This window comes from Streptomyces eurythermus (assembly GCF_014649115.1).
Lineage (GTDB): Bacteria > Actinomycetota > Actinomycetes > Streptomycetales > Streptomycetaceae > Streptomyces > Streptomyces eurythermus.
The window spans coordinates 101,075-125,805 of sequence record NZ_BMSK01000023.1; the positions used below are offsets into that span (position 1 = coordinate 101,075).

A 24,731-nucleotide genomic window follows, 5' to 3' on the forward strand; every position below is an offset into this window, starting at 1 on the left:
GACCTCCGGAGTGGGGCGGGGTCCGGCGCCGGTTCCCGCCCCACTCCTCACCCAGTCGGAACCCGAGATCAGGAATGGCCGTGACCGCCACGGACGACGTCACCGAGAGCAGACTGCTGCTGACCGAGTACGACCGCCTCAAGGAGGAGCAGAAGACCCGGATAGGCTTCCGTGACAATCTGCTCTACTTCACGCTCGCCGCGGTCACCGCGGTCGTGGCGATCACCGTGGAGAGCAGTCAGGCCCAGCTGCTGCTCGCCGCCCCCGCGGTCTGCCTGGTCCTGGGCTGGACCTACCTGGTCAATGACGAGAAGATCTCGGCGGTCGGCTGCTATATCCGCGACCGGCTGGGACCGCGGCTGGCCGAGCTCAGCGGCGCTCACGGCGCGGTGTTCGGCTGGGAAACCTACCACCGCGATGATGCGACCCGAACGACGCGCAAGCGACTGCAGCTTGTGGTGGACCTCTTCACGTACGTGGCCGTGCCGGTGATCTGCGTGACGGCCTTCTGGTGCTCCTCCGCCGTCCAGCCTCTGCTCGTGATCGTCTCCCTCGCACAGCTAGTCGCCCTGGCCGTTCTGGGCTGGCAGTTCCTGCGCTACGCGGAGCGGTAGTGCCGTCTCGCCCCTACGGTTCCCCGTGCACGGGTCAGTCCCCGGCCATGCGCGTGGTGAGGTCCCGTTCCGTGATCGTGCGGACCGGGCGGCACGGGGTGCCGACCGCCACCGTCATCGGGGGGATGTCGCGGCTGACGACGCTGCCGGCGCCGATGACCGAGCCGTAGCCGATGCGGACGCCGGGCAGGACGACCGCGTTGCTGCCGATCCAGACCTTGTCCTCGATGACGATCGGCTCGGAGAAGCGTCCGAAGTCGGCGCGGCGGTCGGGATGCACCGGGTGGCCCGTCGTCGTCAGGGTCACGCTGGGCGCGATCATGACGCCGTCGCCTATGCGGATGTCCACGTCGTCGACGAACGTGAGGTTCACGTTCCCGAAGAAGTCGTCGCCGATGTGCACGTTGCTGCCGAACCCGGCGTGGAACGGCGGCAGCAGCACCGTGCGTTCGCCGACCGAGCCGAAGATCTCGACGAGCAGCGAGCGGCGCTTCTCCGTTTCGCCCGGCGGGGTGTGGTTGTACGCGAAGATCTGCTCGGTGCGCCGCCGGGGGGCCTGGAAGGCGGCTTCCGACTCCGTGTAGACCAGCCCCTTGGCGATCCGGGCCAGGACTTCTTCCTCGTGCGCACGCGTCACAGCGGGACGCTCCCTTCGTCCGACCCCTCGGGCACCGCCCGGCGCGCCCGCGGTCGGCCGCACGCCCCGAGCCTACGTGCCCCGCGGGGCCCCCGCGATCTTTTCCGTCAGGCCTGTACGACCGTGAAGTGCCGTTCCGCGCCCGGGTGTTCGAGTTCGTCCACGGCCGCCGCCGCGAGGTCCTCCGCGCTGATCCAGGAGCGGCCGTCGGGTGCGGTGAGCAAGGTGTCCGTGCCACGGCGGTAGCGGGCGGTACGGGCCCCGGGCTCGAGGAGGACCGGGGGGCTGAGGTAGGTCCAGTCGGGGTGGGCGTGGGCGCGGCAGGCGTCCAGTTGGGCCACTCCGGCCGCGGCGACCGGGCGTAGCTCCGCGGGGACGTAGTCCGGGTTGTCGGCCAGGAGGAGGTCCGGGCTGCCGGGGCTGCGCAGGGCGCCGGCGCCGCCGATCACCAGGACCCGGATGCCGAGGCCGGCGGCTGTGTCCAGGACGGCCCGGGTGGTGCCGACCAGGAAGTCCTCGTCCGCCGGGTACGTCCGCAGGGTCAGCACCACGGCGTGCGCGCCCGAGTCCGTCAGCGCCCGGCGTACGGCGTCCGGGTCCGCCGCGTCCAGCGGGACCGGGGTCACGGACGGGTGCCCGCTCGCCGGCTTGCGGGCGAGGGCCAGCACCCGGTGCCCGCGCGCGGTGGCCTCGGCGGTGATCCGGCTGCCGACCATTCCGGTGGCGCCGAGGACCGCGATCGTCAGGGGGGAAGTCATCGGGAGGTGCTCCTTCTGCGGTGGGGCGGGTTGAGTTGCGCGGCGAGCAGCGCCGCCAGGGACAGGGCGAAGCCGCAGGTCTGGGACGGACTCAGGGACTCGCCCCGGGTCACGCCGATGGCCGTGGCGACCAGGGGGGACAGCAGGACCAGGGGCGCGATGGCACCCACCGGGAGGGTGGCTATGCCGCGGAACCACAGCGTGTACGCGATCAGGCCGCCCATGCTGCCCAGCCACAGGTAGCCGCCCGCCGCGCCGGCGTCGATCCGCTCCGGCACGCCTTCGAAGGCGAGGGTCAGCGGGAGCAGGAGCAGCCCGCCGACCGTGAGCTGCCAGCCGGCCAGGGCCAGCGGACCGACCCCCGTCGGCCGGCCCCAGCGCCTGGTCAGGACGACCCCGCCCGCCATGGTCGCCGTATGGCCGAGGCCGGCGAGCAGGCCCACGGCGTCCAGCCGGGCGCCGGGGCCGAGGACCATGAGCCCGACGCCGGCCACGCCGAGCACGCCCCAGGCCAGCCGCCAGGGTGTCGGCCGGTCGCGCAGGAGGAGGGCGGCCAGCCCGGCGACCAGCAGCGGCTGGGCCGCGCCGAGGGTGGCGGCGACCCCGCCGGGGAGCCGTTCGGCGGCCACGAACAGCAGGGGCATGCCGCCGATGTTGAGCAGGCCGAGGACGACGGCCTTCCACCACCAGTCCCCGCGCGGCAGCACCCGGGTGAGCGCCAGGCCCACCAGCCCGGCGGGCAGGGCGCGCATGAGGCCCGCGAACAACGGGTGTCCGGGCGGGAGGAGTTCGGTGGTGACGACGTAGGTGGTGCCCCAGGCGGCGGGGGCGAGGGCGGTCAGCAGGACGGTGGCCTGCCGGTGGGCGGCCGGCGTGGCGGTGGCGGCTACGGCGGCGGCCTGCGGCTGGGCGGACGAGGACATGTGAGGAGTCTCGGTCGCCGGCCGGCCATGCGTCCAAGCCATGGTTGCCATCACAGCCATGTACAGAAACCATGGCTGGGTGGACCTCCAGCAGATGCGGTACGCCGTCGCCGTCGCCGAGACCCGTAACTTCACCCGCGCCGCCGAGCGGTGTTACGTGACGCAGTCCTCGCTCAGCCACCGGATCGCGGGCCTGGAGCGGGAGTTGGGGGTACGGCTGTTCGCCCGCTCCAGTCGCCGGGTCGAACTCACCGACGCGGGCGAGGCGTTCGTGGCCCGGGCGCGGGAGGCACTGGCCGCCGTCGACCGCGCGGTGGCCGACGCCGCCGCCGCGACCGGCGTGGTACGCGGCCGGCTCGCCGTCGGGGTGATCGTGACCACCGCCGCCGTGGACGTACCGGAGCTGTTGCAGCGTTACCGCGCCCGGCACCCGGAGGTGCGGGTGCTGCTGCGGTCCGGGCGCAGTGACGAGCTGGCGGCGGCGATCCGCCGCGGCGAGCTGGACATCGCCTTCCTCGGGCTGCCGGAGGGCGAGCGGCCCACGGGGGTGGAGAGCGTGGCGCTCGACCACGACGAGCATGTGCTGGTGGTGACGGCCGGGCACCGGCTGGCCGGGGCAAAGCGGGTCACGCTGCGGGACATCGCCGGGGAGGCGTTCGTGGACTTCGTGGCCGGGACGCCCGCCCGGGCCCAGTCGGACCAGGCGTTCGCCGCGGCGGGCCTGGTCCGCGAGGTCGCCTACGAGGTGGGGGTGGTGGAGCTGATCACCGGGCTGATCGGGCGGGGGCTCGGCGTCGCGCTGCTGCCCTCGGCGTTCGTCCGGCCGCTGGCCGCCGCCGACCCCGGGCTGGCGCTGGTCCCGGTGGCCGACGGGCCGCACCGGGTGGAGTACCTGGCCTGGAGCCGCTTCCCGCCGAGCGCGGCGACCCGGGCCATGCTCGACGTCCTCGGGGCCGGACCGCGGACCTGACGCGACCGCGCGCCCCAGGACGGCGCCGAACGGTTCAGCCTCGGAGCCCGTGACGCGGACCTGACGCGACCGCGCGCCCCAGGACGGCGTCGAACGGTTCAGCCTCGGAGCCCGTGACGCGGACCTGACGCGCCCGCACGCCTCAGGGCGGCGTCAGACGGTTCGGCGCGCGTCCAGCGCGGGCAGGTCCGCCCGCTCGGCCGGTACCGCCGTGGCGGCCAGCAGGCGCAGGGCCGCGTCGGACGGGGAGCCGGGCTCGGCGGTGTAGGTGATCACGCGCTGGCCGGCGGTGCCCGGCAGGCACAGGTTCTCGAAGCCCAGCTCCAGGGTGCCGACCGCCGGATGGCGCAGGGACTTGGTGCCGGAGACGCAGGTGCGGACCGGGTGCCGGGCCCACAGCGCGGTGAACTCCTCGCTCTGTATGGACAGCCGGCCGATCAGCTCGGCCAGCGCGCGGTCGTCGGGGTGCCGGCCGGCGACCAGGCGCAGGGAGGCGACCGCGAGGTGGGCCTCCTCCTTCCAGTCGGTGTACCTCGCCCGGTACTCCTCGTCCAGGAACAGCATCCGCACCAGGTTGGGCCGGCCGCCGGCGGTCTCCGGGCCCTCCCACGGCAGGTGCGCGGCGAGCAGGGCGTGACCGAGCCGGTTCCAGGCCAGGACGTCGCCCCGCCGGTCCAGGAGGAGCGCGGGTACGTCCGTCATGGCGGCGAGCAGCCGGCGGGCCGAGGCGGAGGCGTGCTCGGCGCGGGGCGCGGCCGGGCGGCGCGGGGCGGCGGGGCGGGCCAGGTCCTTCAGGTGGGCGGTCTCGTCCTCGGTGAGCCGCAGGGTGCGGGCGATCGCCTCCAGCACCGAGTCGGACACCCCGGCCGCGCGGCCCTGTTCGAGGCGGGTGTAGTGGGTGATGCTGACGCCCGCGAGCAGGGCCAGCTCCTCGCGGCGCAGCCCGGCGACCCGGCGGCGGGCCGGCGCGGTCGCGATCCCGACGTCCTCCGGCCGCAGCGCGGCACGGCGTGACTTCAGGAACTCTCCGAGCTCGGACGGCGCGTCCATGGATGCCTCCGGGGTGTGCGGCGTACTCCTGCGGCGAGTACGGCGGGTACGGCAGGTACCGCAAATGAAGCGAGTACGGCGGGTACGGCGGTCGTCGTCCATCCTGCCCGCCCGGCGGCGCGAACGGGATGCCCGAGGGTGGTCACGCGATGACCACCCTCACGGCGACCGGTCCCACGGCGGTGCTGGCTGGGCCGGCCGCGGCGGACGAGTCTTCTGCACGGCGACTCCGGTGGAACCCCGACGGGACGGAACCCCGACGAGTTCGCCGTACGCCCCACCGCCCCACTCCGCCGTAGACCCGGCGGCCCCGCCGTACAGAAGGGACCCGTCATGTCCGTCACAGCGACACGGCCGGCCGACGCCGCGCCCGCCGTGCTGACCCCGCGGCTGCGCCTGGTACTGGTGCTGCTGCTCGCGGCCCAGTTCATGCTGGCCGTGGACTTCTCCATCCTGAACGTGGCCCTGCCGGTGATCGGCGCGGGCCTCGGCTTCTCCCTCGACCACCTCCAGTGGATCGGCACCGCGTTCGCCCTGTGCGCGGCCGGGTTCACCCTGCTGTTCGGGCGGGTCGCCGACCTCTTCGGCCGCCGCCGGCTGTTCCTCGGCGGCCTCGTCGTCCTCGGCGCGGCCTCGCTGGCCGGCGGGCTGGCGCAGAACCCGGAGGTACTGCTCACCGCCCGGGTGTTCCAGGGGCTGGCCACCGCGGCGGTCACCCCGGCCGGGCTGTCCCTGCTGACGACGTCCTTCCCGGAGGGCCCGCTGCGGGAGAAGGCGCTCGGTCTCAACGGGGCGCTGATGTCGGCCGGTTTCACCACGGGCGCGATCCTCGGCGGGCTGCTGACCGACCTGCTGTCGTGGCGCTGGGCGTTCTTCGTCAACGTACCCGTGGCCCTCGCCGTGCTCCTCGTCGCGCCCGCCGTCATCGCCGAGTCCCGGCCCGCCGAGCGGCCGAAGCTGGACATACCGGGTGCCGTCACGGTCACCCTCGGTCTGCTGGCGGTCATCCTCGGGCTGACCCAGGCCGGTGAGCACGGCTGGGGCGCGCCGGCCACGCTGCTGCCGCTCGCGGCCGGGGTGGGGCTGCTCGGGGTGTTCGCGGCCGTGGAGCGCCGGGTGTCCGCGCCGCTGGTGCCGCCCCGGGTGCTGGGCCGGCGGTCGGTGGCGTGGGGCAACCTCGCCGGGCTGGTCGCGTTCCTCACCGAGACGTCCCTGGTGTTCCTGCTGACCCTCTACCTCCAGGAGGTGCTGGGCTTCTCCCCGCTGGCGGCCGGGCTGTCGTTCGGCGTGCTGGGCGCGGGGACCGTGGTCGGCGGCGCGCTCGCCCCGCGGCTGATCGGCCGCTTCGGCGCGACCCGGACGCTGCTGGCCGGCGGTCTGACGCAGGCGGTGTTCACGGCGGCCCTGCTGGGGCTCGGCACCGGGCACGCCTCGCTGTGGCTGCTGCTGGCCGCGACCTTCGCGGGCGGGGTGGGCAACATGCTGGTCATCGTCGGGTTCATGGTGTCCGCCACGTCCGGTCTCGCCGATGACGAACAGGGCCTGGCGACCGGGCTCGCGACGATGACCCAGCAGATCGGCATCACCATGGGCACGCCGGTGATGAGCGCCGTCGCCACCGCCGCCATGACCGGTACGGGCGCCCTGGCCGTGCTCGGCGGACTGAAGACCGCGATCGCGCTGAACGCGGCCCTCGCCCTCGTCGGCACCGTCGGCAGCGCGGCGTTCCTGCGCGAGCCCCGCCGCCGGTGACGGACGACCCGGCCCGGTCACGGAAAGCCCGCCGCCCCGGACACCCGCACCCCCTGCTCCCGGCCGGTGAACCCTCAGCGGTACGGCGGCCGGCCGGTGAGCGCGCGTCAGCAGTACGGCGGCTGGTCGGTGAGCGAGGACGCCACCCGCATCCACACCCCGAACTGCCGGTACAGCGCGGGCAGCGGGCCGGTCGCCCGGACCGTCCGGGGGTCGTCGGCCGTCACCCCGGGGATGCCGAGCAGGGTCGCGGCGACGGAGGCGGACTGCCAGCGGACCGCGAGGGTGGCCTCGGCGGCGGACGGGGCGGGCCGGCGCGGGGCCGGGGTCAGCGCGGCGGCCACCGTCTCCTCGATCGCCTCGCGCGCCTCCGCCTCGGGCCGCAGCTCGGCCGAGAACCGGTCGCGGGCGTACTTCACCGGGACGGTGGCGACCGAGGCGTCCCACTCCGTCATCTCCGCGCACGCCGCGTCGTCACCCGTGAGGGCCACGACGGGCACGCCGAGGGCCGCCGCCGTGGCCTGGGCGAGCCCGATCTCGCCGACCGGGCGCCCGTCCAGCCACATGTCCTCGATCTCGTGCCCCATGAAGCTGTGGCTGAGCACGCCCGGCGCACCGGCCCGGGAGTGGTAGCCGACGCACAGCACGGCGTCGTACTCCCCGGTCAGCCCCTCCAGCATGCCGAGCTGCTTGGGTCTGCCGCGCACCAGGCGGGCCGCCGGGTGCAGGGTCTCGGGGAGGAGGTTGCGCATGGGGCCGTGGGCGTCGTTGACCAGGACGTGGGCGGCGCCGGCCGCGAGCGCGCCGCGGACGGCGGCGTTCACGTCCTCGGCCATCTTGGCGCGGCCCCGCTCGTAGTCCCGGCCGCCCGGCTGGACGTCGTCGGCGTCGACGAGCCCGGTGACGCCCTCCATGTCCGCGCTGATGTAGATCCGCACGGCACCGACCCTACCGACCCTACGTATTGTAGGTTCCCAACCGCCAGCAACTACCGGGCCGTTCACACGCCTGTTCAACGGGGGACGCATGCAGGACACGACCGAGTCGGAGCCCGGCACGGAGGTCTGTGCGCACAGTCTCGCGCCGACGGTGACCGTGCTGGTCGTCAGCCTGGCCATCGCCGCCGTCGGCGTGTACGAGCTGTGCGGCTTCGGGCTGCACAGCCTGGACCGGCGCCCGCACCTGTTCAGCGACGGCCTGGCGACCGGCGGGGTGATCGCCGCCGCGGTGGCCGCCGGAGCCGCGGTGGGCAACCTGGCCTGGCTGCTGACGGCGGACCGGCGGCGCGAGCGGGACGCGGGCGACGGCGTCTGACGCTCACCGGCCGCCCGGTCCGAGCACGGGCGGTGTCACGGCCTCGGCGGCGGTGTCCGGGTCGTACGTGTCGATGGCGTACGTGTCGCTGTCGCTGTGCGTCCAGGCGGGGTCGTAGGCGCAGGGCACGCCCGCGCCGCCCGTGAAGTACCGCTGCTCCGGGTCCCAGGTGAAGGTCATCCACTCGGCCCGGCGGTCCCGCTGGACGTACAGCGACCAGTCCTTGCCGGTCCCGCCCTCGGTGTACGAGGTGACCCTCCAGCCCTCGTCCGCCAGCCGCCGGTGCAGCCGCCGCAGACCGGGGACGGCCTGGTCGGCGGGGACGTCGTCCAGCGCCCACTCGTGGTAGAGCCGGTAGGCGCCGTCGACGGTCTTGTCCTCCATGCCGAGCAGTCCGCCGTCGTGGCAGTACTCCGCGCCGAACTCGTTCCGCGCGCGGCCGCCGGTGCCGCCGGCGCCCGGCGGCAGGGCGCGGGTGAAGCCCAGGACGCCGTACGCCTCCCGGGAGTACCCGAAGGCGCGGTCCGCCCTGTCCTGGGGCGCGACCCGGGGCAGGTCCGTCCCGGCCCCGGCGTTCCAGGCGAGCACGGCGACCAGCGCGAGGACGACGGCGACGAGCAGCCCCCCGCAGCCCAGGCAGCCGGCGACCGGCCCCCGCCCGGTGCCGGTATCGGTGCTGGTGGGAGTGGTCGCGGCCGGTGTGGTCTCGTCGGGCATACGGCGACGCTACGGCGCCCCGGGCGGCCCGGGGATGGGCACGGCTACCCGCTCCGGATAGGTACCCGTACTCAGCCGCCACCCGGGCAGGTCCCCGTACCCGGCCACCGCCCCCGACGCACACCCGTACTCAGCCGCCGGCCCCGCCGTCCCCCACCGGACCGCCGCCCACCGTGAAGCCGATGACCGAGCCGCCGCCCTCGCGCCGGTAGGCGAACGGCGCCCCGCCATGGGCCAGGGCGACCTCGCGGACGATGGACAGGCCGAGCCCCGAGCCGGGCAGCGAGCGGGCGTCGGCGGCGCGGTAGAAGCGGTCGAAGATGCGCACGAGGTCGCCGTCGGCGATCCCGGGCCCCCGGTCCAGCACCTCCACCCGTACCGTGCCCGGCCGGGCCGGGCCGGTGACGCTCACCTCGATCGGCGCGGTGCCGTCCCGGTCGAACTTGGCCGCGTTCTCGACCAGGTTGGAGATGGCCCGCTGGAGCATCCCGGACCGCCCGTAGGTCGTCGTCTCGCCGCTCGCGTGCAGCACGACCGGCCGCCCGGTACGGCGCCGGGCCAGCCCGGCCACGTCCTCGGCGAGGTCGGCGAGGTCCACCCGTTGCGGCGGCTCGGCGTCGGACTGCCCGGCGGCGAGGTCGACCAGCTCGTTGACCAGGTCGGTCAGTTCCCGGGCCTCCTGGGTGAGGTCGGCGACCAGCTCCTCCCGGGACTCGGGCGGCAGTTCGTCGATGCGCCTCAGCAGCGAGATGTTGGTGCGCAGGGAGGTGAGCGGGGTGCGCAGCTCGTGCCCCGCGTCCTGCACCAGCCGGCGCTGGTCCTCCTCCGACTGGGCGAGCCGCCCCAGCATCCGGTCGAAGGCGCGGCCCAGCCGCCCCACCTCGTCCAGCCCGGTCACCGGCACCTGGATGCCCAGTCGCCGGGTGCGGGCCACGTCCTCGGCGGCGGAGGTCAGCACCACCAGCCGGCGGGTGATGCGCCGGGCCAGCCACCAGCCGAACAGCCCGGCCGCCACCACGACCGCCGCCATCAGGATCAGCGTCCGCTGCTGCAACGCCCGCAGGAGGTCCTCGGTGTCGCTGAACTCCTGGGCGACCTGCACCGCGCCCCGCCCGTCGCCGAGCGAGACGGTGGCGATGCGGAACAGGTCCGCGTCCACCCGTACGTCCTTGTGCTCGACGACCTCCCCGGCCCGCCGGGCGACGGCCACCGCCCGGTCCCGGGAGGTGACGGGCAGCACCGGGGAGCCGTCGTCGACGATCTGCCCCCACGCGCCGAGCACCTGGACGTCGGTGCGGGCCGGGCGGACCAGGTCGTGTCCGGGACGGGAGGAAGAGAAGTCCTCGGGGCCCATCGGCTGCTGCCGGACCTCGTCCCGGACGTCCTGCACGACCTGGGTGAACACCGACTGCTGGTCGACCCGGACGAGCCGCGCGGCGGAGTTGTACGACAGGATGCCGACGAGGACCGTGACGGCGGCGGTGACGGCGGCGAAGGAGACCGCGAAGGTGGTGCGCAGCGAGACCAGCCTGGGCCGGGGCCGCTCCGGCAGCCGCCGGCGCGGGCCCATCTAGTCCTCCCGCAGCACGTAACCCACGCCCCGCACGGTGTGGATCAGCTGCGGGGCGCCGGGCTCGTCCAGCTTGCGGCGCAGATAGCCGACGTAGACGGCGAGGTTCTTGGAGCCGGGGCCGAAGTCGTAGCCCCAGATCCGGTCGTAGATGGTGGAGTGGTCCAGGACGATGCCCGCGTTGCGCACCAGCAGTTCCAGCAGCTCGAACTCGGTGCGGGTCAGTTCCAGCTCGCGCCGGCCGCGCCAGGCCCGGCGGGCCTGGAGGTCCATGCGCAGGCCGGCGGCCTCCAGCTGGCGGCTCGCGGTCTGCGCCACCTCCCGCACCGGGCCCTCCGGGGGGCCGGGGGCGGCGACCGGGGCGGGGCTGGTGCGGCGCAGCAGCGCCCGCAGCCGCGCGAAGACCTCCTCTACGTCGAACGGCTTGACCACGTAGTCGTCGGCGCCGGCGTCCAGGCCCGCGATGCGGTCGGCGGTCTCCACCAGGGCGGTGAGCATCAGGATCGGGGTGCGGTCGCCCTCGGCGCGCAGCACGCGGCACACCTGGAGGCCGTCGATGCCGGGCATCATCACGTCGAGGACGAGCACGTCCGGCGGGTTGGTGTGGGCCTGCGCCAGCGCTTCCACACCGTCGGCGACCGCCGTGACCTCGTACCCCTCCAGCGTCAGGGCACGCTCCAGGGCATGGCGGATGGCACGGTCGTCTTCGGCGAGCAGCACAGTCTGGGGCACGCCCCCAGTCTGCCAAGGCCTCCGGCGGCCCGGCCGGACACGATGGCCCCCGAGCACGCTTTTTACCGCCCTCTCACCGACCACCGCGCTCTCATCGAGCCGCCGACCGACCACCGAGACCCGCGGACCGCCCACCGAGCCGCCAGTCGCCCACCGGACCGCCAACCGCTCACCGAGGCCCGGCGGCCCCTCACCGCCCCGGGGAGCCCGAACGGCCGGCGCGGACCGAACGGACCACCCGGACCGAACGGACCGGCCGCCCGCGCCGGCAGACCACGCGATCCGCCACCCGGACCGGCCCACGGGGCCACCCGGGCTGCCACCGGCCGGCCCACGGGACGCCCGCCCCGAGCCACCCGCCCCAGCCGACGCGTACCTCCCCACCGGCCGGACCGGCCCATGGGTCACCCGCCCGGCCCACAAGCCGCCCGTACCGACCGCCACGGACCACCCGCCCGTCCTGCGGGGCACCCGTTCCGAGCCGACGCGTACCTCCCCGCCAGCCGGACCGACCCGTGGGCCACCCGCCGGCCCACAAGCCGCCCGTACCGACCGCCACGGACCACCCGCCCGCCCTGCAGGGCACCCGTTCCGAGCCGGCGCGTACCTCCCCGCCAGCCGGACCGGCCCATGGGCCACCCGCCGGCCCACAAGCCGCCCGTACCGACCGCCACGGACCACCCGCCCGCCCTGCAGGGCGCCCGCCCCGGCCGACGCGTACCTCCCCGCCGGCCGGACCGGCCCATGGGCCACCCGGACCACCACCCGCCCGACCCACAGGGCCCCCGTACCGAGCCGCCCGCGTACCTCCCCGTCGGCCGGGACGGGCGGGCGGTCCGTGGTCCGTCACCGCCCCAGCGCCGCCAGCCGCTCGGCGAACGGCACCACGCCGTCGTCCACCGCGCGCCGGTCCGCCGTCCCCGGCATCAGCGCGGCCAGCTCCCCCGCCGCCCGCTCGATCCGCTCGGGCAGCCCCTCGGCACCCCAGTCCTCGGAGGCGGCGTAGACGGCGGTGGGTACGACCACGGCCCGCAGATAGGCGAACAGCGGCCGCAGCGCGTGCTCCAGCACCAGCGAGTGCCGTGCCGAGCCGCCGGTCGCCGCGATCAGCACCGGCTTGCCCGCCAGCGCGTCCTTGTCCAGCACGTCGAAGAAGGACTTGAACAGCCCGCTGTACGACGCGCTGAACACCGGTGTGACCACGATCAGCCCGTCGGCCTCCGCCACCGCGTCCTGCGCGGCGGCGAGGGCCTTGCCCGGGAATCCGCTGGTGAACTGGTGCGCGATCTCGACGGCGAGGTCGCGCACCTCGACCACCCGGACGTCCACCGGGGTGTGCCCGTGGACGGCGGCGGCCAGCCGGTCGGCCAGCAGCCGGGTGGAGGACGGGACGCTCAGTCCCGCCGAGATGACGACGAGCTTCATGCGACGGCCTCCTTCTTCCGCGCGGCGGCGGTCAGGGACTGGTGGGTGGGCGCGTCCGGCACGTCCGCCGGACGGTTCTTGGCGAACTCCTCGCGCAGTACGGGGACGACCTCCTCGCCGAGCAGGTCGAGCTGTTCCAGGACGGTCTTCAGCGGCAGTCCCGCGTGGTCCATCAGGAACAGCTGGCGCTGGTAGTCGCCGGCGTACTCGCGGAAGGAGAGCGTCTTCTCGATCACCTGCTGCGGGGAGCCGACGGTGAGCGGGGTCTGCTCGGTGAAGTCCTCCAGGGAGGGCCCGTGGCCGTAGACCGGGGCGTTGTCGAAGTACGGGCGGAACTCCCGTACCGCGTCCTGGGAGTTCTTCCGCATGAACACCTGGCCGCCCAGGCCGACGATCGCCTGCTCGGGGGTGCCGTACCCGTGGTGGGCGTAGCGCGTGCGGTACAGCTCGATCATCCGCTTGGTGTGGTCGGCGGGCCAGAAGATGTGGTTGTGGAAGAAGCCGTCGCCGTAGTACGCGGCCTGCTCGGCGATCTCCGGGGACCGGATGGAGCCGTGCCAGACGAACGGCGGGACCCCGTCCAGCGGGCGGGGCGTGGACGTGAAGCCCTGCAGCGGGGTGCGGAACTTCCCCTCCCAGTCGACGACGTCCTCGCGCCACAGCCGGCGCAGCAGGGCGTAGTTCTCGACGGCGAGGTTGATGCCCTCGCGGATGTCCTGGCCGAACCACGGATACACCGGCCCGGTGTTGCCCCGGCCCATCATCAGGTCCACCCGGCCGTCGGCCAGGTGCTGGAGCATCGCGTAGTCCTCCGCGATCTTCACCGGGTCGTTGGTGGTGATCAGAGTGGTGGAGGTGGACAGGATCAGCCGCTCGGTGCGGGCGGCTATGTAGCCGAGCATCGTGGTCGGGGAGGACGGCACGAACGGCGGGTTGTGGTGCTCACCGGTGGCGAAGACGTCCAGCCCGACCTCCTCCGCCTTCTGCGCGATCGCGACCATCGCCTTGATCCGCTCGCCCTCGGTCGGGGTCCGTCCGGTGGTCGGGTCGGTGGTCACGTCCCCGACGCTGAAGATCCCGAACTGCATGGCCGCCTCCATTTTGGTTGACCGCATTTGGTTGACCATTCAACTACACCCCTCCAACTGTAGCCCGGGCCCGCGTATTCCTCCCCGGCCGCAGGAGGCGCGCGCAACCCCGCAGGCGCCGCGTGCGAGGCTGCCCGTATGCCGATCCTCCGCTCCGCCGCCCTGTTCGTCGTCGCCGCGCTGTTCGAGATCGGCGGCGCCTGGCTGGTCTGGCAGGGCGTACGGGAGCACCGGGGCCCGCTGTGGATCACCGGGGGCGTCCTCGCGCTCGGCGCGTACGGCTTCGTCGCCACCTTCCAGCCCGACGCCCACTTCGGCCGCATCCTCGCCGCCTACGGCGGGATCTTCGTGGCCGGCTCGATCCTGTGGGGCGTGGTCGCCGACGGCTACCGGCCCGACCGCTGGGACCTCGCCGGCGCGCTGGTCTGCCTCGCCGGGATGGCGATCATCATGTGGGCGCCCCGGAACGGCGGCTGAGACCTCACTTACGCTGGACGGAACCGTCCCGACGCAAGCCCAGGAGCCGCCATGGCCACCGCCGCCCCGTCCGCCGCCTCCCGCATCGCCGTCGTCACCGGCGCGAGCAGTGGCATCGGCGCCGCCACGGCCCGCCGGCTCGCCACGGCCGGCTACCGCGTCGTCCTCACCGCCCGCCGCAAGGACCGCATCGAGGCCCTCGCCGAGGAGCTGACGAAGGCCGGGCACTCGGCGGTGGCCTACCAGCTCGACGTGACCGACCGCGCGGCCGTGGACGAGTTCGCCTCCGCCTTCAAGACGATCGGCGTCCTGGTGAACAACGCGGGCGGCGCCCTCGGCGCGGACCCGGTGGCCACCGGCGACCCGGCGGACTGGCGCGCGATGTACGAGACGAACGTCATCGGCACGCTGAACGTGACGCAGGCGCTGCTGCCGAAGCTGGAGGCGAGCGGCGACGGCGTGGTCGTGGTCGTCTCCTCCACCGCCGGCCACGGCACCTACGAGGGCGGCGCCGGCTATGTCGCCGCCAAGCACGGCGAGCACGTGCTCGCCGAGACCCTCCGCCTGGAGATCGTCGGCCGGCCGGTCCGGGTCGTCGAGATCGCGCCCGGCATGGTCCGCACCGAGGAGTTCGCGCTGACCCGCTTCGGCGGCGACACGGACAAGGCGGCCAAGGTGTACGAGGGCGTCGCCGAGCCCCTCACCGCCGACGACGTGGCCGAGACGATCACCTGGGCGGTGACCCGCCCCAGCCACGTCAACATCGACCTGCTGGTGGTGCGCCCGCGCGCCCAGGCGTCCAACACCAAGGTGCACCGGGAGCAGGGGTGACCGAGGGCGCGCCCCCGGCGGACGACGCGGCGAAGTCCCTGGAGCAGCGCCGGCTGGCCCAGGAGACGAAGGACGAACGCCAGGTCTGGTACTTCCTGGCCTACTTCCTCTTCGGCATCCACTTCGTCGCGTTCGTCATGATCTACGCCGTCCGGCACGCGAAGTAGGAACCGGACACCGCCGCCTATAGTCGGTCGGATGACGAACTCGGTCGACCGTCGGACGCAGGCGGCACAGAAGCGCCGGCGGCTCGCGGCGGCGGCGGCCCGGGTCCTGCACGAGCAGGGCGTCGAGCGCACCACCCTCGCCGACATCGCGCGCGAGGCCGGCGTCCCGGCCGGGAACGTCTACTACTACTTCAAGACCAAGGACGAGCTGGTCCGGGCCGCCCTCGGCGAGCACCGCGACCGGCTGGACGAGCTGACCGCCGGGCTGGACCGGCTGCCGGCCCCGCGCGACCGCCTCAAGGCCCTGGTGGAGACCTGGGTGGCCGAGCGCGAGACCACCGCCCGGCTCGGCTGCCCCACCGGCACCCTGGCCGCCGAGCTCGGCAAGCGCGCGGACGGCACCGCGGCCGCCGAGGCCGGCGCGGTGCTCCGCCGCCTGCTGGACTGGACCGCCGCCCAGTTCCGCGCCTGGGGCGTCTCCGACCCCGAGGGCCACGCCCTCACCCTGGTCTCCGCCCACCAGGGCATGTCCGCCCTGACCCACGCCCTGCGCGACCCCTCCGTCACGACCCGCGAGGCCACCCGCCTGCTGCGCTGGCTGGACTCGCTCCCGGCCGGTCCCGGCGTCAGCCCTTGACGCAGACGACCTGCTTCAGCTTGGCCACCACCTGCACCAGGTCCTGCTGCTGGTCGATGACCTGGTCGATCGACTTGTAGGCGCCCGGGATCTCGTCCACGACACCGGAGTCCTTGCGGCACTCCACGCCCCGGGTCTGCTCCTCCAGGTCCTTGGTGGAGAAGCGCCGCTTGGCGGCGTTCCGGCTCATCCGGCGGCCGGCGCCGTGCGAGGCCGAGTTGAACGCCAGCTCGTTGCCGAGGCCGCGCACGATGTACGAGCCCGTGCCCATGGAGCCGGGGATGATGCCGTACTCCCCGGATCCGGCCCGGATCGCGCCCTTGCGGGTGACGAGCAGGTCCATGCCGTCGTACCGCTCCTCCGCGACGTAGTTGTGGTGGCAGGAGATCTCCTGCTCGAAGACCGGCTTGGCCTTCTTGAACTCCTTGCGGATCACGTCCTTCAGGAGCGCCATCATGAGCATGCGGTTGTACTTGGCGTACTCCTGCGCCCAGAACAGGTCGTTGCGGTAGGCCGCCATCTGCGGGGTGTCCGCGACGAAGACGGCGAGGTCGCGGTCGACCAGGCCCTGGTTGTGCGGGAGCTTCTGGGCGACGCCGATGTGGTGCTCGGCGAGTTCCTTGCCGATGTTGCGGGAGCCGGAGTGGAGCATCAGCCACACGGAACCGTCCGTGTCGGTGCACACCTCGATGAAGTGGTTTCCGCTGCCGAGCGTTCCCATCTGCTTCCAGGCACGTTCCTGACGGAATCTGACCGCTTCCGCGACTCCGTCGAATCGCTCCCAGAAGTCCTCCCAGCCGGCCGTGGCCAGTCCGTGGAACCCCCTCGGCTCGACCGGGTCGTCGTGCATCCCCCGGCCCACCGGGATCGTCTGCTCGATCCTCGACCGCAGCCGGGACAGGTCCCCGGGCAGGTCGTTCGCGGTCAGGGAGGTCTTGACCGCCGACATCCCGCAGCCGATGTCCACGCCCACCGCCGCCGGGCACACCGCGTCCCGCATCGCGATGACCGAGCCGACCGTCGCGCCCTTGCCGTAGTGCACGTCCGGCATGACGGCCAGGCCCTGGATCCACGGGAGGGTCGCCACGTTCTGGAGCTGGCGCAGGGCCACGTCCTCGACCGTCGCCGGGTCCGTCCACATCCGGATCGGCACCTTCGCGCCCGGTATCTCCACGTACGACATGTCTTCCTCTTTCCCCCGGAAAATGGCAACAAAAGACTTAAAAGCGGCAAAACGCAAAAGAGGCGCCAAGGTCGGCCAAAGGGGCAAGGGACCGGCGGCCACGGCAGTGCGTGCGATACACATTGTCTGCAGGGGGCGCCCCGCCGCGGCAAGCGAATAACCGGCGGGGACACTGGAGCACCGAGTGCGCACACATCGTCGAGAGGAGCCCGACCGTGCAGCGGAAGGCCTACGCAACCGGCACCGCCGCCCTTCTCGCGGCGCTGCTGGCCGGCTGCACGAGCGGCTCCGGGAACACCGGCCCCACGGACGACGCCAACCCGGGCGACACCGGCCGGGCGACCGTCGCCGCGCAGCCCGGCAAGTACCGCACGCTCCCCGAGCCCTGCGGCGCGGTCGGCCACGACGCCCTGGACACGCTGCTGCCCGGCATCCAGCGGATCACCGACCCCGTCCAGCGGGACCGGGCCTACCAGGGCGAGGCCGCGCTGACCTACGACACCGACCGCAAGGTGGGCTGCCGCTGGAAGGTCGACTCGGCCGACGTCACCGACCGCCTCTCCGTCGACTTCGAGCGCGTGGTGTCGTACGACAACACGGTCAGCGACGACGACCAGGCGCAGCGGCTGTTCCAGGAGAAGCAGGCCGCCGCCGACCTGCCCGCGCCGAGCGGTGTCACGGCACCGCCTGCGACGCCCACGCCGACGGCGTCCGCGAAGGGCTCCCCGAGCGGCAGCGCGTCCCCGTCCGCGAAGGACCCGTCCGCGAAGGACCCGTCGGCGGCGAACCCGTCCGCCGACTCCCCGTCCTCGTCGGCCACTTCGGGCTCCTCCCCGGCCACGCCGTCCGGCTCCGCCGACGACTCCGCCGAACTCCAGCCCCGCACCCTGTCCGACCTCGGTGACGAGGCGTATCTGGACGACCAGCTGAGCAGCTCCGGTCCGACCGTCGAACAGCGCACGGTGACTGTGGTGTTCCGCACGTCCAACGTCGTCGTCACGCTCCAGTACGAGGAGCAGCCGACGGCCATCGGAACGGTCCCGGACAGCAAGGAAATGCAGGACAGGGCCCGTGATCTGGCCGCCCGGCTGGACGACGCGCTCGGCGGCTGACCCCCCGGCCGGCCCCGCCGCCCGGCGCGCGGACGGAAACCGCACGGCTTCCGCACCGCGTACCGTGGCCCCGCAGGAACCCGCACGAACACCGAGCGTCATGAGTGAAGGAACCATGCAGCGAGCAGCCCAGCGAGACGACCGTGCCCAGCGACACCAGCGAGCCAAGCGCCTGCGCCGCGCGCTTGTCTGCGCGGCAGCCGTCCCCGCGGTCCTGATCAGCGCCGGCTGCTCCTCGGACTCCGGTGACTCCAAGGCCAAGTCCGGCGAGAGCGCCGGCCAGACGGCGAGCGGCAGCACCAAGCCGTCCGCCAGCGCGTCGCCGACCGTGCGGCCCGCCGCGTACGGCAAGCTGCCCGACCCGTGCACCGTACTGTCGGAGAAGACCCTGGGCGACCTGGTCCCCAAGGCGTCGAAGTCGGGCAAGAAGGGCGCCACGGACGAGCCGTCGTCGCGTGCCTCCTGCGCCTGGGACAGCCTGGCCAACAACGGCGTGAAGGGCTCGCAGTTCCGCTGGCTGAACGTCTCCCTGCTGCGCTTCGACTCGGACGTCACGCGGGGCGCCGCCGACGAGCAGGCGCACGCGTACTTCAGCCGGCAGGTGAAGGACGCCCAGTCGGTGGACGGCGCGAAGGACACCAGGATGGTGCCGCTGTCCGGGACCGGCGCGGAGGCGGCGACGGTGCGCTACGAGCTGAAGAAGAAGGAGGGCCTCTTCAAGCAGCAGACGGTCGTCGCCCGGGTGGAGAACGTCGTGGTCACCCTGGACTACAACGGCGCCGGTCTCGCGGGCGAGAAGACGCCGGACGCCGACGACCTGACGAAGGACGCGGAGAAGGCGCTGAAGGAAGCCGTGGCGTCGGTGTCGAAGGCCAACGGCGCCTCGGCCGACGCGAGTTCGCAGCCGTCGGACTCCGCGTCCGGGACCCCCTCGCAGTCGGCCTCGCCGAGCGCGTCCGCGTCCGAGGCGGCGGCGAAGAAGGCCTGACCTTACGGGCGTAGCGGGTGACCGGTACCGCGTTCGCCGAACACGTGTGCCACGCTGTTGCGCGCAACAACACGCAACGGGAGGGGAGTACGAGTGGCCGCGTCACCGCAGCTGACTCGGATGCACCGCGTTCTCATCGGCGTGGTCGTGGCCGGTGCGCTGATCATCGCCGGCATCGGCTTCGCCGGTTCGTACGCGGCCGTCCGTGAGCTGGCCGTCAAGAAGGGCTTCGGGAACTTCTCCTATGTGTTCCCGGTGGGCATCGACGCGGGCATCTGTGTCCTCCTCGCGCTCGACCTGCTGCTGACCTGGATCCGGATCCCCTTCCCGCTGCTGCGCCAGACGGCGTGGCTGCTGACGGCGGCGACGATCGCGTTCAACGGCGCCGCCGCCTGGCCGGACCCGCTGGGCGTGGGCATGCACGCGGTGATCCCGGTGCTGTTCGTGGTGGCGGTCGAGGCGGCCCGGCACGCGGTCGGCCGCATCGCCGACATCACGGCGGACAAGCACATGGAGGGCGTCCGCCTCACCCGCTGGCTGCTCTCCCCGCTGCCGACGTTCCTGCTGTGGCGCCGCATGAAGCTGTGGGAGCTGCGCTCCTACGAGCAGGTCATCAAGCTGGAGCAGGAACGTCTCGTCTACCAGGCCCGGCTGCGTTCCCGCTTCGGCCGCGCCTGGCGCCGCAAGGCCCCGGTGGAGTCCCTGATGCCGCTGCGCCTGGCGCGCTACGGCGTCCCGCTCGCGGAGACGGCCCCGGCGGGCCTGGCCGCGGCCGGCATCGACCCGGTCCTGCTCCCGCCGGCCCCGCAGCCCCAGGCCCTCGCCCCCGCCGCGGCCGACCGCTCGCCCGCCACCGTCCCGGCCCAGCGGCAGCCGGCCCCCGCCGCCGGGCAGCCGCCCGCCGAGGTGCCCCCGGTGGACGAGCAGAGCCCCTGGTTCCAGGCCCCGCGCGAGGTCGAGTACCACGGCGGCTACGACCCCACCTACGACCCGATGCTCCAGGAACCCCAGTACGCCCCCGAGGAGCAGTACGAGGGCTGGTACGAGGAGCAGGCCCCGGAGGACTTCCAGCAGCCCTCCCCGGAGGAGACGGGCAGCTTCCCGATCCCGCCGGCCCGCACCCGCGAACCCGGCGAGCGCGGCGGCAGCCCGGAGCCGAACCCGACGGACGAGGACTTCTACGAGCTCTTCCGCAAATTGAGCGGCGACGTCCCCGCCGCCCTGCCCCAGTTCGCCGAGGCGGTCGGGGCGACGTACGGCATCGCGCTCACCCCGCGCGACGCGGAGCGCATGGTCAACCGCTTCACCGACCGCCTCAACGCGGAACGGAAAGAGGACCACATCGCGTGACGGCCGGGCTCACCAGCGCGTACGCCCCGGCGACCGACGCCCACACCAGCAGGGGGAACGCCGCGACCCGCTCCATGCCGCCCATCCCCAGCCCGAGGTAGTGCCCGGAGACGAAGAGCCCGAACGCGCCGAGCGCCACGACCCCCAGCAGGCCGGCGGCCCGGCGCAGGAGGACCGGGACCTCGGGGGCCAGACCGGCCCCCGCCGCCAGCAGCCCGATGTTGCCGGTGCCCATGATGAGCAGGGCACCCAGGACGTGCTGGTTCTCGTCGGTGTCCGCCGGTGCCAGCCCGGCGAGCACGAAGCCCACCCCCGCGCCGGCCAGCAGCACCCGGGCCACCCGGGCTGTGGTCCCGCGCCGCCACAGCGCCCCGGACAGCACGGCGCCGACGACGAGCAGCGCACCCAGGACGACGAACGAGCCGTTCATCAGGCCGTGCTCGGGTGAGCACACGTACCGGGGCGTGGGGTCGGGCTGGAGGGCGCACCGGGCGTTGCCCAGGTCGCTGATGTTGTTCCGCGCCCAGCTGTACGGCCGCTCCCAGGCCGACTGCACCATCGCGTGCAGCACGAAGAACTGCGCCACACCGGCGATCCACGCGGCACCGGCGATTCGGACCTTCACTTCTCCCCCTGCCGTCACACGATTCCCGTACCGCCCAGCCGATCACGCGCGAGGGGGCCCGGGCACTGCGGCAGGCCCCCGGAACGAGGGTGGGGAGGACCGTACGAAGAGGCGCACGGGCATGGAAAAAGGGGCCCTCTCCGGAAGAAGAGGACCCCTGTCTCCGTACGGCTTACTCCCCGAGCAGCGTCCGTACCCGGTCCTGGCCCACGGCCAGGAGCAGGGTGGGCAGGCGGGGGCCGGTGTCGCGGCCGACGAGCAGGTGGTACAGCAGGGCGAAGAACGACCGCTGGGCCGTCTTGATCTCCGGCGGCAGCTCCTTCGGCGTGGCGTCGGCGGAGAACCCGGCCTGCACCTTCGGCACGCCGTACACGAGGTGGGTCAGCCCGTCGAGCGACCAGTGGTCGGCGAGCCCGTCCAGCAGCAGCCGCACGGACTGCCGGGACGCCTCGTCCAGGGACTTCAGCAGCTCGGCGTCGGGCTCCTCGCGCACGATGGTCCGCTGGTCGGCGGGCACGTACGTGTTGATCCACGCCTCGGCCCGGTCGTAGCGCGGGCGCGCCTCGTCCAGCGAGGCCAGCGGCTGCTCCGGGTCCAGCTCGGACAGGATCCGCAGCGCCTGGTCCGCGTGACCGGCGGTGATGTCGGCGACGGACGCCAGCGTGCGGTACGGCAGCGGGCGGGGCGTCTTCGGCAGCTCACCGGCGGCGGTGCCGACGGCGCGGGTGTAGGCGGCGACGTCGGCCGGCAGCGCGGAGCCGTCGGCGACCTTCGCGGCCAGCTTGTCCCACTCGTCGTAGAGCCGCTGGATCTCCTGGTCGAAGGCGATCTTGAAGGACTGGTTCGGCTTGCGGCGGGCGTACAGCCAGCGCAGCAGCTGCGGCTCCATGATCTTCAGCGCGTCCGACGGGGTGGGCACGCCACCGCGCGAGGACGACATCTTCGCCATGCCGGAGATGCCCACGAACGCGTACATCGGCCCGATCGGCTGCTCGCCGCCGAAGATCGGCACGATCTGACCGCCGACCTGGAAGCTGGAGCCGGGCGAGGAGTGGTCCACACCGCTGGGCTCGAAGATCACGCCCTCGTACGCCCAGCGCATCGGCCAGTCGACCTTCCACACCAGCTTGCCGCGGTCGAACTCGCTGAGCCGGACGGTCTCGGCGAAGCCGCAGGCGGTGCAGGTGTACGACAGCTCGGTGGTGTCGTCGTCGTAGGAGGTGACCGTCGTCAGGTCCTTGCCGCAGCCGCCGCAGTACGGCTTGTACGGGAAGTACCCGGCGGAGCCGGAGCTGCCGTCGTCCTCGGACGCGGCGCCGGAGCCCTCCTCGGCCTCCAGCTCGGCCTCGTCCACCGCCTTCTGCTGCTGCTTCTTCGGCGCCTTCTTCGTCCGGTACTGGGCGAGGATCGCGTCGATGTCGTGCCGGTGCTTCATGGCGTGCAGGATCTGCTCGCGGTAGACACCGGAGGTGTACTGCGCGGTCTGGCTGATCCCGTCGAACTCCACGCCGAGCTGGCCCAGCGCCTCGACCATGGCGGCCTTGAAGTGCTCGGCCCAGTTCGGGTACGGCGAGCCCTCCGGCGCCGGGACCGAGGTCAGCGGCTTGCCGATGTGCTCGGCCCAGCTCTCGTCCACACCGGGGACACCGGCCGGCACCTTGCGGTAGCGGTCGTAGTCGTCCCAGGAGATCAGGTGCCGGACCTCGCGGCCACGGCGGCGGATCTCGTCGGCGACCAGGTGCGGGGTCATGACCTCGCGGAGGTTGCCGAGGTGGATCGGACCCGAGGGGGAGAGTCCGGACGCGACGACGACCGGTTTGCCCGGGGCCCGACGCTCCGACTCCTCGATGACCTCATCCGCGAAACGGGAGACCCAGTCGGTGGTCTCGGTGCTCTGAGCCACGATCGGCACGTCCTTCTTTCTGAACGGGGTGAGCCTCCATTCTCACAGACCGCCCGTCGACCGGGAAAACGGCTTTACCCCCCATGGGATACTGGGTGGGTCTATCCATCCACGAGGAGAACGGCACCCACACCCATGGCCTCGGTCACGTCCCTCAGCGACAACGTCCAGCAGCACCTCGCGTCCGCCCTCGCGGCCACCCTGCCCGAGGCCGCCGGCGCGGACCCGCTGCTGCGACGAAGCGACCGGGCCGACTTCCAGGCCAACGGCATCCTGGCCCTGGCCAAGAAGGCGAAGGCGAACCCCCGGGAGCTGGCGACCGAGGTCGTCGGCCGGGTGGTGACGGGTGACGTGATCCAGGACGTCGAGGTGTCCGGCCCCGGCTTCCTCAACATCACGGTCGCGGACAAGGCGATCACCGGGAACCTGGCCGCGCGGTACGCGGACGACACGGGCCGCCTCGGCGTGCCCACCGCCGCCGACCCCGGCACGACGGTGATCGACTACGCCCAGCCGAACGTGGCGAAGGAGATGCACGTCGGCCACCTGCGCTCGGCGGTGATCGGCGACTCGGTCGTCCAGCTGCTGGAGTTCACCGGCGAGAACGTGGTCCGCCGCCACCACATCGGCGACTGGGGCACCCAGTTCGGCATGCTCATCCAGTACCTGGACGAGCACCCGCACGAGCTGGACCACAAGGCCGGCCAGGTCACGGGCGAGGAGGCGATGTCGAACCTCGACCGCCTCTACAAGGCCGCGCGCAAGCTGTTCGACTCCGACGAGGAGTTCAAGACGCGCGCCCGCCGCCGGGTGGTGGACCTCCAGGCCGGCGACCCGCACACGCTCGCCATGTGGCAGAAGTTCGTGGACGAGTCGAAGATCTACTTCTTCTCCGTCTTCGAGAAGCTGGACATGGAGATCCGGGACGCGGACATCGTCGGCGAGTCCGGCTACAACGACATGCTCGCGGAGACCTGCCGCCTGCTGGAGGAGTCGGGCGTCGCGGTCCGCTCCGAGGGCGCGCTCTGCGTGTTCTTCGACGACATCAAGGGCCCGGACGGCAAGCCGGTCCCGCTGATCGTGCAGAAGTCGGACGGCGGCTACGGCTACGCGGCGACCGACCTGTCCGCGATCCGCGACCGCGTCTTCAACCTCAAGGCCAACACCCTGCTGTACGTGGTGGACGCCCGGCAGGCCCTGCACTTCAGGATGGTCTTCGAGACCGCGCGCCGGGCCGGCTGGCTGGGCGACGACGTCACGGCGGTCCAGCTCGCCTTCGGCACGGTCCTCGGCAAGGACGGCAAGCCGTTCAAGACCCGTGAGGGCGAGACGGTCCGCCTGGTCGACCTGCTGGACGAGGCGATCGACCGGGCGTCGGCCGTGGTCCGGGAGAAGGCGCAGGACCTGTCCGAGGAGGAGATCGCCGAGCGGGGCGCCCAGGTGGGCATCGGCGCGGTGAAGTACGCGGACCTGTCGACGTCGGCGAACCGGGACTACAAGTTCGACCTGGACCAGATGGTCTCGCTGAACGGCGACACGTCCGTCTACCTCCAGTACGCCTACGCCCGTATCCAGTCCATCCTCCGCAAGGCCGGCGAGGTCCGCCCGGCGCCCCACCCCGAGCTGCCCCTGGCGGACGCGGAGCGCGCCCTCGGCCTGCACCTGGACTCCTTCGCGGAGACGGTCCGCGAGGCGGCCGCGGAGTACGCCCCGCACAAGCTGGCGGCGTACCTGTACCAGCTGGCCTCGCTGTTCACGACGTTCTACGACAAGTGCCCGGTGCTGCGCGCCGAGACGCCGGAGCAGGTGGAGAACCGCCTCTTCCTCTCCGACCTCACGGCCCGCACCCTCCACCAGGGCATGACCCTGATGGGCATCCGCACCCCCGAGAAGCTCTGACGCCCACCC

25 protein-coding genes are annotated in these 24,731 nt (G+C 73.2%); 12 read left to right on the forward strand and 13 right to left on the reverse strand.

The window, feature by feature from the left end; translation table 11 throughout:
- The first annotated feature begins 74 nt into the window (after positions 1 to 74).
- A complete protein-coding gene (locus IE251_RS34130; protein ID WP_189756811.1) occupies positions 75 to 614 on the forward strand; it encodes a hypothetical protein in 540 nt (179 codons plus the stop codon).
- Between the two features lie 34 nt (positions 615 to 648).
- Here the strand turns inward: IE251_RS34130 and IE251_RS34135 are convergent, their stop codons facing one another.
- The 3 genes from IE251_RS34135 to IE251_RS34145 all read right to left on the reverse strand — a co-directional run bounded on the left by IE251_RS34135 (position 649) and on the right by IE251_RS34145 (position 2,932).
- Positions 649 to 1,251 (reverse strand): sugar O-acetyltransferase, encoded by a 603-nt coding sequence (locus IE251_RS34135; RefSeq protein WP_189756812.1) that lies wholly within the window; start codon positions 1,249 to 1,251, stop codon positions 649 to 651.
- A 107-nt stretch (positions 1,252 to 1,358) separates the two neighbouring features.
- Positions 1,359 to 2,009, reverse strand: coding sequence for an NAD(P)-dependent oxidoreductase (locus IE251_RS34140; protein WP_189756813.1), 651 nt, complete (start codon positions 2,007 to 2,009; stop codon positions 1,359 to 1,361).
- Positions 2,006 to 2,932 carry an EamA family transporter gene (locus tag IE251_RS34145; protein ID WP_189756814.1) on the reverse strand — a complete coding sequence of 309 codons (927 nt, stop codon included), beginning with the start codon at positions 2,930 to 2,932 and terminating at the stop codon, positions 2,006 to 2,008. The genes IE251_RS34140 and IE251_RS34145 overlap by 4 nt, the downstream gene beginning before the upstream one ends.
- A gap of 79 nt (positions 2,933 to 3,011) precedes the next feature.
- On the opposite strand from IE251_RS34145, the gene IE251_RS34150 reads away from it, so the two are divergent.
- Entirely contained in the window at positions 3,012 to 3,902 is an 891-nt protein-coding gene (locus tag IE251_RS34150; RefSeq protein ID WP_189756853.1) for a LysR family transcriptional regulator, read from the forward strand.
- A gap of 153 nt (positions 3,903 to 4,055) precedes the next feature.
- Here the strand turns inward: IE251_RS34150 and IE251_RS34155 are convergent, their stop codons facing one another.
- Positions 4,056 to 4,952, reverse strand: coding sequence for a helix-turn-helix transcriptional regulator (locus IE251_RS34155; RefSeq protein ID WP_189756815.1), 897 nt, complete (start codon positions 4,950 to 4,952; stop codon positions 4,056 to 4,058).
- A 333-nt stretch (positions 4,953 to 5,285) separates the two neighbouring features.
- Here IE251_RS34155 and IE251_RS34160 point away from each other — a divergent pair, with 333 nt between their 5' ends.
- The gene (locus IE251_RS34160) at positions 5,286 to 6,704 is read left to right on the forward strand and encodes an MFS transporter (RefSeq protein ID WP_189756816.1); all 1,419 of its coding nucleotides are present in this window, start codon (positions 5,286 to 5,288) and stop codon (positions 6,702 to 6,704) included.
- 107 nt (positions 6,705 to 6,811) lie between these two features.
- Here the strand turns inward: IE251_RS34160 and IE251_RS34165 are convergent, their stop codons facing one another.
- Entirely contained in the window at positions 6,812 to 7,642 is an 831-nt protein-coding gene (locus IE251_RS34165; RefSeq protein ID WP_189756817.1) for a M55 family metallopeptidase, read from the reverse strand.
- 88 nt (positions 7,643 to 7,730) lie between these two features.
- On the opposite strand from IE251_RS34165, the gene IE251_RS34170 reads away from it, so the two are divergent.
- Positions 7,731 to 8,018, forward strand: a complete 288-nt coding sequence (locus IE251_RS34170) for a hypothetical protein (protein WP_189756818.1) — start codon at positions 7,731 to 7,733, stop codon at positions 8,016 to 8,018.
- 3 nt (positions 8,019 to 8,021) lie between these two features.
- On the opposite strand, the gene IE251_RS34175 is transcribed toward IE251_RS34170, so the two are convergent.
- The 5 genes from IE251_RS34175 to IE251_RS34195 all read right to left on the reverse strand — a co-directional run bounded on the left by IE251_RS34175 (position 8,022) and on the right by IE251_RS34195 (position 13,550).
- Complete coding sequence (locus IE251_RS34175) at positions 8,022 to 8,735, reverse strand: hypothetical protein (protein ID WP_189756819.1); 714 nt, start codon at positions 8,733 to 8,735, stop codon at positions 8,022 to 8,024.
- A gap of 130 nt (positions 8,736 to 8,865) precedes the next feature.
- A complete protein-coding gene (locus IE251_RS34180; RefSeq protein ID WP_189756820.1) occupies positions 8,866 to 10,305 on the reverse strand; it encodes a sensor histidine kinase in 1,440 nt (479 codons plus the stop codon).
- Positions 10,306 to 11,037, reverse strand: a complete 732-nt coding sequence (locus IE251_RS34185) for a response regulator transcription factor (RefSeq protein ID WP_189756821.1) — start codon at positions 11,035 to 11,037, stop codon at positions 10,306 to 10,308. It lies immediately after the preceding gene.
- A gap of 846 nt (positions 11,038 to 11,883) precedes the next feature.
- Positions 11,884 to 12,462, reverse strand: coding sequence for a CE1759 family FMN reductase (locus tag IE251_RS34190; protein WP_189756822.1), 579 nt, complete (start codon positions 12,460 to 12,462; stop codon positions 11,884 to 11,886).
- Positions 12,459 to 13,550 (reverse strand): LLM class flavin-dependent oxidoreductase, encoded by a 1,092-nt coding sequence (locus IE251_RS34195; protein WP_189756823.1) that lies wholly within the window; start codon positions 13,548 to 13,550, stop codon positions 12,459 to 12,461. The genes IE251_RS34190 and IE251_RS34195 overlap by 4 nt, the downstream gene beginning before the upstream one ends.
- A gap of 138 nt (positions 13,551 to 13,688) precedes the next feature.
- Between IE251_RS34195 and IE251_RS34200 the strand changes: the two genes are divergently transcribed.
- From IE251_RS34200 to IE251_RS34215, 4 genes are read left to right on the forward strand one after another with little or no spacing between them, the layout of a single operon-like run.
- On the forward strand, positions 13,689 to 14,027 hold the full coding sequence (locus tag IE251_RS34200) for a YnfA family protein (protein WP_189756824.1): 339 nt from the start codon (positions 13,689 to 13,691) through the stop codon (positions 14,025 to 14,027).
- Positions 14,028 to 14,078: 51 nt separating this feature from the next.
- Positions 14,079 to 14,858: an SDR family NAD(P)-dependent oxidoreductase gene (locus IE251_RS34205; RefSeq protein ID WP_189756825.1), complete on the forward strand. Its 780-nt coding sequence runs from the start codon at positions 14,079 to 14,081 to the stop codon at positions 14,856 to 14,858.
- Positions 14,855 to 15,025, forward strand: a complete 171-nt coding sequence (locus tag IE251_RS34210) for a hypothetical protein (protein WP_189756826.1) — start codon at positions 14,855 to 14,857, stop codon at positions 15,023 to 15,025. Before IE251_RS34205 ends, IE251_RS34210 begins: the two co-directional genes overlap by 4 nt.
- 31 nt (positions 15,026 to 15,056) lie before the next feature.
- Positions 15,057 to 15,662, forward strand: a complete 606-nt coding sequence (locus IE251_RS34215; protein WP_189756827.1) for a TetR/AcrR family transcriptional regulator — start codon at positions 15,057 to 15,059, stop codon at positions 15,660 to 15,662.
- Here the strand turns inward: IE251_RS34215 and IE251_RS34220 are convergent.
- Entirely contained in the window at positions 15,652 to 16,845 is a 1,194-nt protein-coding gene (locus IE251_RS34220; RefSeq protein WP_189756828.1) for an RtcB family protein, read from the reverse strand. The genes IE251_RS34215 and IE251_RS34220 overlap by 11 nt on opposite strands.
- Before the next feature lie 215 nt (positions 16,846 to 17,060).
- Here IE251_RS34220 and IE251_RS34225 point away from each other — a divergent pair, with 215 nt between their 5' ends.
- The 3 genes from IE251_RS34225 to IE251_RS34235 all read left to right on the forward strand — a co-directional run bounded on the left by IE251_RS34225 (position 17,061) and on the right by IE251_RS34235 (position 20,295).
- Positions 17,061 to 17,957, forward strand: a complete 897-nt coding sequence (locus IE251_RS34225; protein ID WP_189756829.1) for a DUF3558 domain-containing protein — start codon at positions 17,061 to 17,063, stop codon at positions 17,955 to 17,957.
- A gap of 115 nt (positions 17,958 to 18,072) precedes the next feature.
- Positions 18,073 to 18,945, forward strand: a complete 873-nt coding sequence (locus IE251_RS34230) for a DUF3558 family protein (RefSeq protein ID WP_229897049.1) — start codon at positions 18,073 to 18,075, stop codon at positions 18,943 to 18,945.
- A 120-nt stretch (positions 18,946 to 19,065) separates the two neighbouring features.
- Positions 19,066 to 20,295: a DUF2637 domain-containing protein gene (locus IE251_RS34235; RefSeq protein ID WP_189756831.1), complete on the forward strand. Its 1,230-nt coding sequence runs from the start codon at positions 19,066 to 19,068 to the stop codon at positions 20,293 to 20,295.
- Here the strand turns inward: IE251_RS34235 and IE251_RS34240 are convergent.
- Positions 20,261 to 20,920 carry a DUF998 domain-containing protein gene (locus IE251_RS34240; RefSeq protein WP_189756832.1) on the reverse strand — a complete coding sequence of 220 codons (660 nt, stop codon included), beginning with the start codon at positions 20,918 to 20,920 and terminating at the stop codon, positions 20,261 to 20,263. The two genes, IE251_RS34235 and IE251_RS34240, sit on opposite strands and share 35 nt — an antisense overlap.
- 172 nt (positions 20,921 to 21,092) lie before the next feature.
- Positions 21,093 to 22,832: a lysine--tRNA ligase gene (gene lysS, locus IE251_RS34245; protein WP_189756833.1), complete on the reverse strand. Its 1,740-nt coding sequence runs from the start codon at positions 22,830 to 22,832 to the stop codon at positions 21,093 to 21,095.
- 126 nt (positions 22,833 to 22,958) lie between these two features.
- Here lysS and argS point away from each other — a divergent pair, with 126 nt between their 5' ends.
- Positions 22,959 to 24,722 (forward strand): arginine--tRNA ligase, encoded by a 1,764-nt coding sequence (gene argS, locus IE251_RS34250; RefSeq protein WP_189756834.1) that lies wholly within the window; start codon positions 22,959 to 22,961, stop codon positions 24,720 to 24,722.
- Positions 24,723 to 24,731: the final 9 nt, after the last annotated feature.